Source organism: Paenarthrobacter sp. PH39-S1, from assembly GCF_030063245.1.
GTDB lineage: Bacteria > Actinomycetota > Actinomycetes > Actinomycetales > Micrococcaceae > Arthrobacter_M.
Map to the genome: position 1 here is coordinate 20,160 of NZ_JASISR010000006.1, position 13,683 is coordinate 33,842.

Annotated in this window: 7 protein-coding genes; 2 read left to right on the forward strand and 5 right to left on the reverse strand. The window is 66.8% G+C overall.

The window, feature by feature from the left end; genetic code table 11:
• The first annotated feature begins 48 nt into the window (after positions 1 to 48).
• Positions 49 to 1,257, forward strand: coding sequence for a ThiF family adenylyltransferase (locus tag QMG52_RS05440; protein ID WP_283559416.1), 1,209 nt, complete (start codon positions 49 to 51; stop codon positions 1,255 to 1,257).
• Here the strand turns inward: QMG52_RS05440 and QMG52_RS05445 are convergent.
• Both QMG52_RS05445 and nudC read right to left on the reverse strand, forming a co-directional pair.
• The gene (locus tag QMG52_RS05445; RefSeq protein ID WP_283559417.1) at positions 1,209 to 3,365 is read right to left on the reverse strand and encodes an ATP-dependent DNA helicase UvrD2; all 2,157 of its coding nucleotides are present in this window, start codon (positions 3,363 to 3,365) and stop codon (positions 1,209 to 1,211) included. The genes QMG52_RS05440 and QMG52_RS05445 overlap by 49 nt on opposite strands.
• The gene (gene nudC / locus QMG52_RS05450) at positions 3,362 to 4,516 is read right to left on the reverse strand and encodes an NAD(+) diphosphatase (protein ID WP_283559418.1); all 1,155 of its coding nucleotides are present in this window, start codon (positions 4,514 to 4,516) and stop codon (positions 3,362 to 3,364) included. The genes QMG52_RS05445 and nudC overlap by 4 nt, the downstream gene beginning before the upstream one ends.
• A gap of 152 nt (positions 4,517 to 4,668) precedes the next feature.
• Here nudC and QMG52_RS05455 point away from each other — a divergent pair, with 152 nt between their 5' ends.
• Positions 4,669 to 6,072 carry a macrolide 2'-phosphotransferase gene (locus QMG52_RS05455; protein ID WP_283559419.1) on the forward strand — a complete coding sequence of 468 codons (1,404 nt, stop codon included), beginning with the start codon at positions 4,669 to 4,671 and terminating at the stop codon, positions 6,070 to 6,072.
• Here the strand turns inward: QMG52_RS05455 and QMG52_RS05460 are convergent.
• The 3 genes from QMG52_RS05460 to QMG52_RS05470 are packed head-to-tail and all read right to left on the reverse strand — an operon-like array spanning position 6,064 to position 13,585.
• Positions 6,064 to 9,744, reverse strand: a complete 3,681-nt coding sequence (locus QMG52_RS05460) for an ATP-dependent helicase (protein WP_283559420.1) — start codon at positions 9,742 to 9,744, stop codon at positions 6,064 to 6,066. The genes QMG52_RS05455 and QMG52_RS05460 overlap by 9 nt on opposite strands.
• Positions 9,741 to 13,142: an ATP-dependent helicase gene (locus QMG52_RS05465; protein ID WP_283559421.1), complete on the reverse strand. Its 3,402-nt coding sequence runs from the start codon at positions 13,140 to 13,142 to the stop codon at positions 9,741 to 9,743. Before QMG52_RS05465 ends, QMG52_RS05460 begins: the two co-directional genes overlap by 4 nt.
• Positions 13,139 to 13,585, reverse strand: coding sequence for an MGMT family protein (locus QMG52_RS05470; protein WP_283559422.1), 447 nt, complete (start codon positions 13,583 to 13,585; stop codon positions 13,139 to 13,141). Before QMG52_RS05470 ends, QMG52_RS05465 begins: the two co-directional genes overlap by 4 nt.
• Between the last annotated feature and the right edge of the window lie 98 nt (positions 13,586 to 13,683).

A 13,683-nucleotide genomic window follows, 5' to 3' on the forward strand; every position in this document is an offset into this window, starting at 1 on the left:
CGGATGGCACACGGCTCCTCCGGTCCCCGTCGGAACGCCGGAGGAATCATGAAAATCAATCCCGGTCTGCGGGTCGTTTCCAGAGACAGCCATATGCTGCAGGTCGGCTTGGGACCCGGCGGCGTTATTCTCGAAGGCCTCACCCCCGCAGACAGTGCCTTTATCCGGCTGCTGCGCGAGGGCACCGGCAGCACAACGGTGGCGGACACCGCGGCCCGGGCACGGCTCGCCACACCCCGGGCACAACAGATCATCGGTTCGCTGTCCACCGTGCTGTTCGACGACACGGTTCCCCTGGCGCCGCCAGGTTTCCGGGGGGAGCGGCTCGCCGGAGATGCCGCCCTGGCCGCCGCCGTCTACGGCTCCGCGGCCCTGCGTCCGCTGGCCGGACGCGGAAACGCTGTACTGCGGATTATTGGTCTGGGGCGAACCGGTGCAGCCCTGGCGCAGGGGCTGGTGGGAGCCGGCGTCGGCACCATTTTGCTTGAGGACGCGGCGCCGGTGGCGCCGGCGGATATCGGACCGGGAGCCTACAGGCTGACCGATATCGGAATGAACCGCGCGGCAGCGCTCCGACGTCAGCTCTTGAGCCTGGACCCCGGCTGCCAGTCACACGTTGTCCGCTCGATGCAGAACGGCGGTTCGGACTTCCAGACCCTCGATCTGGTGATTTACGCGGGGCATGACGCCGTCGACCCGGCAGCCTCGGCCCAATTGATGAGCCGCGACCAACCGCATCTGATCGTGCTGCAGCGCGAACAGGATGCCACCGTGGGACCGCTGGTGATTCCAGGTGAGACAGCGTGCGGTGAATGCGTGGAACGGCACCGCGCCGTGGCAGACCCGCAATGGCCGCAGATCTGTGGGCAGTTGACGGACCCCGCCACACGCAGTCAGGCGACAGCTGTGGAGGAGAGTTCGATGGCATTGTGCGCCGCCGGTTCTGCGGCGCGCCAGGCCCTGCTCTATCTGGACTGCATCAACCGCCCCGCTAGTTGGTCTGCCGTGCTGACGCTGCGTGCCTCAGATGGTGCGTGGCTGCAGCGCAGCTATCCCCCGCATCCGGAATGCGGCTGCCAGTTCCAACGCCAGCTCCAGACCAACGGCCGGCCCGCACCCGGGAGCGATCGTGTCGGCATCAGCGCACGTGCCACGGGATCCGAAGACAGCGCCAGTATGTTGGCGTCCCCGACTCGGTGGCGGGACCATCAGCTGGAAGCGTCCGTCGTCAGAATTTCGAGGATCGATGCACCATAGCGTTCCAGTTTTGCCGGGCCCACACCAGGGAGCCCGGCGAGCTCGTCCACGGACTGCGGCCGTGCCTCCGCGATGGCCACCAGCGTTGCGTCGGTGAAGACGACGAAGGCCGGAACCTCGGCCTGCTTGGCCTCCAACAGCCGCCATTGGCGGAGCGCGTCAAACGTTGCCTCCTCATAGCTGGGCGGGCAGTCCGCGCAGCGGCCCACCTTGCGTTCCCCGCCGGAGGAAAGCATCTTGCCGCAGATCCGGCAGGTCGATGGAGAAGCGGATTTTCTGCTCTTCCGGGGCGCCTGGCTCGACGCCGAAACTGTACCCGAGCTCCCCGGCCGGCGTGCGGAATTGGGCCGCAGCCCGTCCAGGAAGCGGGATGGCTTGCGGTTCGCCCGGCCCCCCGGCGTCCGGGCGGTCGACCAGGAAAGCGCCAGGAATTCCCGGGCCCGGGTGATCCCCACGTACAGCAGACGGCGTTCCTCATCAATCGTCTCCGCGGTGTCCGCGAACGAGATCGGCATCAGCCCCTCGCTCAAACCGACCAGGAACACCGCATCCCATTCCAGCCCCTTCGCGGCGTGCAGCGACGCCAGCGTCACGCCTTGGACCGTGGGAGCGTACTGGGCGACGGACCGTTCCTGCAGTTCCATCACAAAGTCGGCCAGACTGAAGCCACCCTCGGCGGACCCGCGGACGGCCACCAGCTCATCGGCCAGCGCCACCAGCGCGGCGAGGGATTCCCAGCGTTCCCGGACGGCGCCGCCGGTCTGTGGGGCATCATGGGTGTAGCCGAGGGTGGCCAGCACGTCCCGGACCAGCTGCCCCACCGGCTCATTCTCGGCCGCACGGGAGGCCGCCCGGAGCTGGAGAATGCCGTCCCGGACTTCCTTGCGGGCAAAGAAACGTTCACCGCCGCGCAACTGGTAGCCGACGCCGACGGAGGCCAGTGCCTGCTCATAGGCCTGTGACTGCCCGTTGGTCCGGAACAGCACCGCGATTCCACTGGCCCGTGTCCCGTTGTCAATGAGCACCTTGATGCGGGCCGCTACGGCGGCGGCCTCGGCCTCGTCGTCGCTGCATTCGACAAATTCCGGTACCGGACCCTCTTGCCGCTGCGCCACTAGGCGCAGCGGAGCAGACCAGCCGGCGTCGGCCACAGGGCCGGCGCTCCGCCGAGCCGACAGCAGGGAATTCGCCAGCTGCACGACCTGCGGCGTTGACCGGTAGTCCCTGACCAGCTTGACCAGCTGCGCCTTGGGATAGCGGGCGGGAAAGTTCAGCAGATGCCGCGAAGTGGCGCCGGTGAAGGAGTAGATGGTCTGGCTGGCATCGCCGACGACGCATAAGTCCTCTCGGCCGCCCAGCCACAGGTCCAGCATGCGCTGCTGCAGCGGCGAAACGTCCTGGTACTCGTCCACGACAAAGTGCCGGTATTGCTCCCGAACGGTGGCAGCGACGCGTGGATCCTCCTGCAGGATACCCACCGTGATCAGCAGAACATCCTCAAAGTCAATCACGTTCCGGTCCGTCTTTACGTCCTCATAGGCCTGAAAAAGACGGCCGACGGCGGTCCGGTCCAGCCCGCCGGGTTCGCCGCGGTCCTGTGCCTGCGTCAGGTACGTCTCCGGGGTAAGCATGGAAACCTTTGCCCACTCAATCTCGGCGGCAAGGTCACGGATAGAGGCACGGTCCGAGGACAGCCGCAACCGGCGGGCAGCCTCGGCAATGAGCTGCGCCTTATGATCCAGCAGGCCGGGGATGGCCCCGCCGACGGCTTGGGGCCAGAAAAACTGCAGTTGCCGCAGCGCGGCGGCGTGGAAGGTCCGGGCCTGGACGCTGCCGACGCCGAGGTCGCGAAGGCGGGTCCGCATTTGCGCCGCGGCCCGCGCGGTGAAGGTCACGGCGAGCAGCCGCTGCGGGTTGTACACGCCGCTATGGACTCCGTAGGCAATCCGGTGCGTGATGGCCCGGGTCTTGCCGGTGCCGGCACCGGCCAGGACACACATCGGCCCGGTCAGCGTTGTCGCTACGGTGCGCTGTTCGTCGTCGAGCCCGGCCAGGATTCGTTCCTCGAGGGTGCGCTCGTCGATGACGGGCGTTGCTTCATCCGTCATGCGCCGGACGCCTTGCCTTCGGCGTGCTCCCGCTGCATGGCGCTCTTCGGTTGGACGGCCGGCACCGGTGTCCCTGCGGCGTCCTGGATCGGGCCACCGTACCAATGCTCGATCAGCGCCCTGGCAATGGAGGTACGGGTCGAAATCACCACCTCGCCAGCGGTGACCGCCTGCTGGATTTCGGCCCTGCTGAACCAGCGGGCGCGGCTGATTTCCACCCCGTCCGGCGTTGCCACCGTATCCTCGGTTTGGGCGGTGAATCCGAGCATCAGCGAGGCGGGAAAGGGCCAGCCCTGTGAGCCGAGGTACCGGGGGCTATGCAGCCGGACACCGACCTCCTCTGCGATCTCCCGCACCACTGCCTGCTCCAGCGACTCACCGGGCTCGACGAATCCTGCGAGGGTCGAGTAGCGGTTTGTCTCCCAGCTGCTCCCGCCGCCCAGCAGAATGCGGTCATCCGGGCCGACCACGGCGACAATAATGGCCGGATCGATGCGGGGAAAGTGCTCCGAATTATCCGCCGGGCAGCGGCGCACCCAGCCGGCCACCTCGATCTCAGTAGCCGTGCCACACAGCGGACAGTGCTGATGGGTCCGGTGCCAATTGGTGATGGCGCTCGCCTCGATGAAGATGCCGGCATCCGCGGCTGGCAGGTTCAGGGCAACCTCACGGTACCCCGCCAGCCGGCTGCCCTCCGGAGCTTGGGTCAGCGCCTCCCCGGAGGCATCGTCGGGCAGCACCACGACCAGGACGTCGGTGCCCAACGCCAGCTGCCCATACCTCAGCGGAGCGCCGACCGGCGGTACCTTGGCCGATACGTTGGACTGCGCGTTGACCAGTGCGTTGACCGGCATATCGCCCCCCGCATGCTCCGCGGGGAGCTCCGCAGGGAACGCGGCGGGGAGCGCTGCGCCGTCGTCTGCCGCCGCCGTCGTCCGTCCCAAATAGACGGTCAGCTCGGGGGCCGGAAGCTCATTTGGATCCAAAAAAACAATGCTGTCCTGATGGACGAGGGCTCTTCCGCCGATCAGCACCATACATTTTCCCTCCCGGCGGCCCAGCAACTCCTCCAGAAAACCAGGCGCCGACCGGCGACCGCAGGCCCGGTCCAGGACGGATTCGGCCCACGGCAACGGTTCGGTTTGGATCATAGATCTACCGTACGCAGTTGCACAGACAATTCACATTCCCGACCGGCTCCGCGCCGGCAAAAATCGTGTGGGAAGAATAACGGATCACGCGACTCGCCGTGCCGCAACAGTGTGTTCCCCGCCTGTCCGCCTACGGTGGAGAGGTGAGACGAATGACACCCATCGAATTGGCCGCCGTAGCGACCGCCGCCGTGCCCGGCCTGGCTCCCGTTGCCTGCGCCCCGGAGCCGGATGATGCAGCCGACTTCGATTCGGCCATGCTGCTTGATTCCGACCGCAAGCGCTGGCGCGTCCGGTCCCCCAAACATCCCGAGGCCAGCGCCCGGCTCGAAACCGAGCTGCTGGTGCTGCGGGCTTTCTCCCCGGGCATCCGCGCCGAACTGCCCTTCCTGATGCCCACCGTGGCCGGGACCGTCCGTCGCGGCGAGCTGACCACCTTTGTCTATTCCCATTTATCCGGTGCTCCGCGGTCGGTGGAGGAGCTGGCCGGCGGTGGGACCACGCTGGCAAAGGAAATCGGGACCACGATGGCGGCCATCCACGATTTGCCGCCCGGGCTCGTGAACAACGCGGATCTGCCCAGCTATACAGCCAATGAATTCCGCCAGCGCCGGCTGAACGAGTTGGACCAGGCTGCTACCACCGGCAAAATTCCCGCCACTTTGTTGCGGCGCTGGGAGCACGCGCTCGAAGACGTGGCACTGTGGCGTTTCAGTCCGTGCGTGGTGCATGGCGACCTGCATGAGGACAACGTGCTGGTGGAGGACCGGCGGGTCACGGCGGTCACGGGTTGGACTGATCTGCGGGTCGGCGACCCGGCCGACGATTTTGCCTGGCTGGTGGCCATTAATGACCAGCCGTTCGTCGACGCCGTTCAGGAAGCCTATGCGGCGGCGCGCAAGGAATCCCCGGACCGTCACCTGCTGCGACGGGCGGCCCTTTCCGCCGAATTTGCCTTGGCGCAGTGGCTGGTCAAGGGGGTCGCCGCCAACGACTCCCGGATGGTGGCGGAGGCGGAGGAGATGCTCCGTACGCTGGAAAACGATATTGCGACGTTCGGTGGCCAGCCGATCAGCACCGAACCCGAGATTCCGGCCACGCCGGCCACGGGAACCGCGTCCGTCACGGGGTCGTCGGTACCCGTATCCAACGCAAAGGAGACGGATGGTCGTCACGACGACGACGACGACGCCGGTAGCGCCGGTAGCGCAGGTGTTGCCGAGGTGAGCAGCAACGCCGAGGCCAGCCACAAGGTGACAGTGGGAAAAATCGCCGGAGCTACGATCCCAGCGGCGAGTATCAGTGCGGAACCCGTTCCGGCCGACGCTGTCTCCGGGACGGACACGGCCGTTGCCCCTGCTCCCAGCCCGGACAACGGACAGGACAGAAGAGAGGATGCTAAGCCAGGCGATGACGGCGACGCTGCCACCGTCCTTCCCGGTTCAGCCGCCGGGAATACCGCCGTCGGCACTCCGGAAGGCACCAGCGCCGAAAAGACCAGCGCCGAAGACACCAGCACCACCGCGATGAAGGTTATTCCACTGCATTCAGTCTGAGCCACCGGCCGTATAGGCCGAGCTGACGATGCGTTCCAGCTCGGCCTCGCCCGCCAAATCGTGCGGGCGGATCAGCTTGTCCTGCCCCACGTAATAGAACGCCGCCCGGACGTCCTGCACGGGGACCCCCTTGAGCCTGGCCCACGCCAACCGGTAGACGGCCAGCTGCACGGAACGGGCGCCCAGCCCAGTGGCGGACGGAACCCGCCCGGTCTTCCAATCGATCAGGTCCCAGGCGCCGTCGTCGTCTCGGAACACCGCGTCGATCCGCCCGCGGACTACAACGTCTCCGACCCGCGTCTCGACGGGCACCTCCAGCGTTTCCGGTGTGCGGTGCCCCCAGGCGGATGCCCGGAAGGTTTCCTGCATGTCGCCCAGCCCATAAGCTTCATCGACATGGCTGTCCGCGCCAGGGACCTCATCGAGGTCCAGCTGACCGGCCTGACCGAAGAATTCCTCCACCCAGGCATGGAACGCCGTGCCTTTCCGTGCGGCCATTCCGGGCTTGCGCGGAACGGGCCGGCGCAGGGCCCGCGTCACCGCGGCCGCGTCGTCCCCGAGATCAACGAGCAGGGACGCTGAGATGTGGGCCGGCAGCTCCACCCGCTCCACATCCGACGCGAGCCGGCGCTGCGCCAGCAACAGAGCGGCTTCCCTGCCCCAACGCGGATTCCGCACCAGAAAATCCGCCGTCCGCAGACGAGAGTCTCTCCCGGGCGAGTGGTCCGCGAGGGTGTGCAGCTCCAGCATGACGGCACTCGCGGACGCCTCGACCGCGCGACGCCGGCCAGCCTTCCGTGCTGACCCCGGGCGGCCCTGGATGTCCGGACCTTCCAGCGGGTCATAGGGCCACTGCGCTGTTTCCAGTCCCGCCGTCAGCGGGTTCTCTTCGCCGGGTTCACAGTCCGCCAACCAGGGGCCCAGGACAGCCTGAGCCGGATGCAACTTTGTCAGTGGCAGCAGCTCGGTCAGGAAGGCGGACGCACCGGCCGGTTTGGCGCGCCCGGTGCTCCATGCCGTGGAGGAGCACATCAGGAAGGTCTTGGCGCGGGTAAAGGCCACATACGCCAGACGCCGTTCCTCCTCTTCACCGTGGGCCTTGACATCCTCCGCATAAAGCTTCTCGCTGTCCAGCCAGCCCTTCTGATCCGGCCAGGACAGATCCCATTCCGGCAGGTCGTCCCGGTCCCCGCGGAGCGGCCACGGCAAGGATGCCGTTCCCTGCGACCAGCGGTCCGCCTTGCCGCTGGGGAAAGCGCCCTCATTAAGTCCGGGAACGTAGACGACGTCCCATTCCAGTCCCTTGGAGGCATGGACGGTCAGCAGCTGGACGGCATCCGGGTTGACCTCGGGCTGAGTCATTTCCAGTCCGCCTTCCTCGGATTCAGCCGTTTCGAGCCAGCCCAGAAAGGCCATCAGGTCCACCCGCTCGGCAGCCTGCATGAAGTCGGCTGCCGCATCCTGAAAGGCGTCGAGGTTACGGCGCGCATGGTGGATGCTGGAATTCGGCTTGGCCGCGAGCTCGATGTCCAGCAGCATGGTCCGCTCCACCTCCCCCAGCAAGGTGGTCAGGTCATCGCCGACAAAGCCGCGCAGGTAGCGGAGTTCGTCCCGCAGTGCCAGCAGCCGTACCAAACCGGCATCTGTCAGGGTGCGGTTAAGCCGTTCGGGCCAGAAATCGCGTTTCAGTTGGTCCAGCCCCTCGACCAGGCTGGAGCCGTCCACCAGGTCAAGTTCAACAGTCGCATCCTCCTGCGGGGTCTTCTCCTGAGCCAATTTGTCCCGCCGATCCGTCCCTGCGGCCGCTGCGTCCGGTACATCCGGGGCGTCCGGTCCCGCAGCGGGACTTGCACCGTATTCGCGCTGCCGGGCCAGATATCGGGACCAGTCTGCCAGCGCCATTAAATCCGCTGGGCCAAGCCGCCAGCGCGCCCCGGTGAGCAGCCGCATCAGCGAGTCGGAACGACCCGGATCGGCCAGCACACGCAAGGTTGCGACCAGATCCACGATCTCGGGAGTCCCCAGCAGGCCGCCGAGGCCCACGATCTCGTAGGGGATTCCATTCGATTCAAGGGCAGTCTGCAGCGGAGCGAACTGCACACGACGGCGGCACAGAACGGCTACCGTCGTCGGCTCTTGTTCCGCCGCGGCCGGGCTCCGGCCGGCCGCCGGGCTTCGGACGCTGCGGAAGTCCTTCTGTTCCAGAATGCTCTCGGCGACCGCGTCCGCCTCGTCCACCACGGTGGCGTAACGCGCCAACAGCACCCTGCCCACCCCGGCGTCGGTCTTCTGCCGCAGCGGGGATACGCTCACCGCAGGCCCCGGGACCCGGCTGACGGTGGCCCGGCGGCTGGCCGCCCGGCGGCGCTGGGCCGAATTCAGCACCTCGGACATGACATTGGCTGCGTTGAGGATATTGATGGAATTCCGCCACGCCGTTGTCAGTTCCGCCGTTGCCGCGGACCCACCCCCGGCCCTACGGAATATGTCCGGGAAACGGAAGAGCTGGCCAGCCGATGCCCCGCGGAAGCCGTAGATGGATTGGTGCGGATCCCCGACCGCTGTCACCGGATGGCCACCGCCGAAAAGCTTGGCGAACAGCTGGAGCTGGGCGTGCGAGGTGTCCTGGAATTCGTCCAGCAGCACCACCTTGAACCGCTGCCGCTCCAGCTCTACTGCCTGCGGCACCTGATCGGCAATCCGGGCCGCGAGCGCCACCAGGTCTCCATAATCGAGGGCGTTGCGGTTGCGCTTGGCGGCCGCGTACCGCCCGACCATCTCCGCGACACTTCCCCGGGTCCGCAGCACATCGATCAGATCCGCTACCCCCTTGGTCGAGGCCCGGATCTTCCCCTCCAGATAGGGCATGGCAGCCAACTGGTCTGCGTAGGCCTTCACCGTGGCACGGACAAATTCCGGGTCCTGCAGGTGTTCGGCACATTCACCGGCCAGATCCATCACGGCTTTGACCAGGGTGGATTTGGCGGCGGAAAAATGCTCATAGGCGCCGTCGTAGCCTTCGACCACCTGACTGGCCAGCTGCCAGGATTCGGCGGCTCCGAGTACCACCGCATCGCGCTCAATCCCCAGCCGAAGACCGTAATCGGTGACGATGCCGCTGGCATAGGAATGATAAGTGGAGACCTTCGGCTCGAGTGCATCCCCAGCAGCGGCACCGGAGTCCGCAATTTTCCCTGACCGCGACAGTGCGGCAAGCTTTGTCAACTGGCGGCGGATCCGCCCAGCAAGTTCACCCGCTGCCTTACGCGTGAATGTCACGCCCAGGATTTCCTCCGGCAGAACGTAACCGTTGGCCACCAGCCAGACAACCCGGTCAGCCATTGTGGTGGTCTTCCCTGACCCGGCCCCGGCGATCACCAGCAACGGCTCCAGCGGCGACGCGATAATGACGGCCTGTTCGTCGGTGGGTGGAAACTGGCCCAGCAGTTCGGCGAGCTCATATGGCGAGATGTCCGTCTTTTCCAGAACCCCGCTGCCCGCGACCGCAGCAGCGCCTGTGGAATAGGTTGCACCGGTGCCACTCCCGGCATTCGAGCGTCCCCCGGCCTCGGGGCTGCTCCCAGCAGCGGGCCTGCTCCCAGCATCGGTGCTGCTTGGACCTGTGGTGACTCCGCTCGGGCTGTTGGGGACTTCGGTGAGGTCGGTGCTCATTCGGTGATCTGCTTTCCTGCACTGCAAAGAGGGCAGACTTCGGGGACGGGGCAGCTGCCGTTGAAGCTGCCGCCGCCCTTGGGATCATGGATTGCCATGAAGGTGGATCCGGACATCAGGCCTGCGGCCCTGCGGACCAGCGGGGTCGCCCAGTCGGTCGCGGCCTCCAAGGACTCCTGCTCCTGCACGTTCAGCGACCTGGTACCGTCCCCCAATTGGGCCAGCCGGGCCCCGCCGGTGCCCGCGCCTGCGGGAACGCCGTCCAGTCCGGTAAAGGCGCCGGCAGCCACGGCGGCCTGGTAGGCACCGAGCTGCGGATGATCGGCCAGCTCGGCAGCTTTCGGCTTGCGCCGCCCAGTCTTAAGGTCGATGATCACGAGGTTTCCCTCGCCATCAATTTCCAGCCGGTCCACCTGACCGCGGAGCCTGACCATTCGCTGCCGCACGTCGTCTGCGGCCCCCGGGTCCGTGGCGGCAGTGCTGACTGCCGGCGCGTCTCCCGCGGGTGGTGCCTCAGTAAAAATGTCGTCTGCAGGAATGTCCACGCTGAAGTCCTGTTCGACAGCCAGCAGGCTGCGTCCCTCGGAGCGCATCTGAATGACATAGAGGGCCAGCTTGCGGACCATTTCCTCCGCGCGTTTAAGGTCCAGCTTTCCCTCCCATGTGTCTTTCATCCCCAAAGTTGGCCAGCGGCGCTGAAGTTCGGCAATGTATTGATGGCCGGCCGCATCGGGGTGTTCCTGGGCAATCGAATGCACCAGGGTGCCCAGGCTGCGGGCAAAGTCGGTCGCGGCCTCTCCACCTGCGGCCTGGATAAACCAGTTGAGCGGAGACTTCAGTACCGCCTCCATCCGGGAAGGTGAGACGTTGACTGGTTCGTCGCCCGGCACAATCGCGGCCTCGGACGTCAGCGGCGCAAGTCCCCACCACGTCTCCGGTGATGCGCCGGGCGCTCGGGCCTCGGTGAGGACGGCCAGCACCCTGGCTGCTTCCGGATCCGCCGCTGTCTCCGATTCCTGGCGCAGTTCCGCCACCAGCGAGCGCAGCGTCATGGGCCGGCTGACCTGTTCCACCGGGCGGGTCTGCATGCTGCTGCCGGGCCGCGGCTCCCACGGCGCAACGATGTCCAGGAACTGCGACGGCTGGAGATCCGCGGAGGACGCCGCCGTACAGATCAGCCGTTCGCTTGCGCGGGAAATGGCGGTGGAGAAGCTGCGCAATTCGTCATAGCGGATTTCCCGCAACCGGGTGGCGGGGCCCAGCTGGTGGGCCGCCGCCGCACCGCGTTCCAGCACATCCACGAGCAGCTGACTGCCCAGCAATTCACCGCGCAGACGGGTATTGGGCCAGATGCCTTCCTGCAGCCCGGCCACGATCACCACCGGCCATTCGCGCCCGGCTGCACTGGCCGGTGTGAGGATTTCCACCGCGTCGCTGCGCTGGGCCCGGGCCGCCAGCGTGTCCATCGGCAGTTCCTGATTCAGCAGGTACTCCAAGAACTGCCGCGGACTTGATCCCGGCAGTTGATCCACGTAGCGCTCGGCTGTCTGGAAGAGTGCCATGATGGCGTCCAGATCCCGGTCGGCACGTATGCCCGCCGGACCGCCGGCCAGGGCCTGCGCCGCCCAGTAATCGGAGCAGCCGGATTCCTCCCAGAGGGCCCACAGAACCGTTTCAGCATTGGCCCCGGGATCCTCCAAAGCTTTTTGCCCGGCGGCCAGCATCCGGCCCATCCGGGCAGCGTTCTTCCCTTCCCAGCCAAGCTGGGAGAGCGCGGCCGGATGCAGCAGCGCCTCGATCAGTAAACTATCGCTGGCCCGGCCACTGCCACCGATCAGCTCTTCCCGCCGCAGCGCCTGGCGAAGCCGGCGCAGGCTGATCGCCGTTGACCTGCCCAGCCGAGAGGTCAGCAGGGAGACCGCCAGCTCGGCATCAAGGCGCTCCGGGTCCAGCACCACGCGGAAGGCATCCAGCAGCGGCTGCACTGCGGCTTCGTCGCGGACGGCATTCTCCGCCACCGGCACCTTGACGGAAATACCCTGGCCGCTCATATAACGCTGCAGCTGCGCCAGCTGGGAACCGGTCCGGACGATCACGGCGATGTCTGCAAGCCGTCGCTTCCCATAATGCTGCAGATCAAGAATTCGTTCCGCCACCAACCGAAGTTCATGGATCTCCGAGGCCACCAGGTGTGCGGTCAGAGCCGCCGCAGACTCCGTCGGCCCGCGCACGCCCGCATGCGTACCTGCGTCCGGGCCCGCATCCGGACCGGTGTCAGTATCCGCATCGGTGTCAGTATCCGCATCGGCAGCAGGACACCTCCCGGGACCCGGCTTCCCCTGAAGGATCCGCGCCTTATGGCCTCCCCTGCTGAGCGAAATCCGCTCGGCAACAGCCCCCCAAGCCCGCGCCAGTTCCGGATTCAGGCGATGCGAGGTGCTCAGCACGGCCTCCGTGACGCCCCCACTGCCGGCCAGACGCTCGCGGATCTTCCCTGCGAGGTCCGGACGCGCACCACGGAAGCCCTGCACCACGGTGTCCGGGCAGCCTGTGATCAGGACGTCCTTGCCCCGGCCCAGCAGCTCGAGCAGACGGTGCACGGCCTGGTTCGCTTCCTGGATATCGTCCACCAGGATCAGCTGCAGGCGGTCCCGCTCCCGGTCGAGATACTCCGTATCCGATTCGAAGAGCCCGATGACGGCTGTGATGATGCCGGCGGGGTCAAAGGAGCCCGACTTGCCCCAGTCCACAACATCCCGGTATTCGCCATACAGGTCCGCGGCGGCAATCCAGTCCTGCCGGCCGTTCGACACACCCAGGGCGGCCAACTCCTCCGGTGCCAGTCCGTACTCGATCACGCGGTCAAAAAGCTGCCGGATTTCCTGCCGGAAACCGCGGGTGCCGAGCGCCTCCCGCAGATCCTCCGGCCATGCCGGTGCCCGGCCGATCCCCAGCCTGTGACCGTCCAGCAGTTCCTTGATGATCAGGTCCTGCTCAGGGCCGCTGAGCAGCTTCGGTGCCCGCTCCAGATGCGGCAACCGGCCCTCCACCTTCGCGCGGCGCAGCACATCAAAGGCGTAAGAAGCCCAGGTGCGGGCCGGAGAGGTGCTCAGGCTCCGGTCCAGCCGGGCGCTCAGGCGGTCGCGCAGCCCGGATGCGGCCAGCCGCGAGGGACCCAGCAGCAGCACACCCGCGGGGTCGACGCCGTCGGCCTCTATCCGTTTGACGGCCGCTTCCACCAGCACGGTCGATTTACCGGTCCCCGGCGCACCCCAGATCAGCACGGGGCCGGTTCCCGACGCCAGCCCGACCACCGCCGCCTGGTCGGCGCTGAGTTCCGGCGCCTGAACCGAAACCGCGGCCGGGCGCACCAGCTCGAGAAGTGGCGTCTGCATCATGAAACAACTTCATCATGAGGCTCTGACATTTTCCGAGCCTCAGGCATTTTACCCGCCGCCAACCGGTCCCGGATGCCGTCGAGCAGCACAAAATCGTCGTTGGAAGGCTGCCAGCGTGCCGCGCCGATGTCCACCCGCCAGCCCTCCTCGGCCCGGGACTCGCCAGCCGTCCGCGCGTCGCCGGAGCCCCCACTCCCTTTCAGCGCCGTCGCCTCCGCGCGGTAGTGCTGCAGAGCGCGCGCGTCGTGGCAGACCGGCGGCTGGCCGCCGGCCCTTACCACCCGCCACCAAGGCACTGAACTGCCGTAATGGGACATGACGGACCCCACCTGCCGCGGGCCGCCGTCGTCCAGCAGCACGGCAATATCTCCATAGGAGAGGACGGCACCGGAGGGAATAAGGTCCACCACTTCCAGCACCGCATTTATGAACTCGGCACGCATATTCTCCAGCCTAACGGGAGGATGCGACGCAATAGCGGCAAAACGGGAGTCGCACCCCACGGCGGGCGTTGAAAGAAGTGTCGGTGCCGGCCGGTACG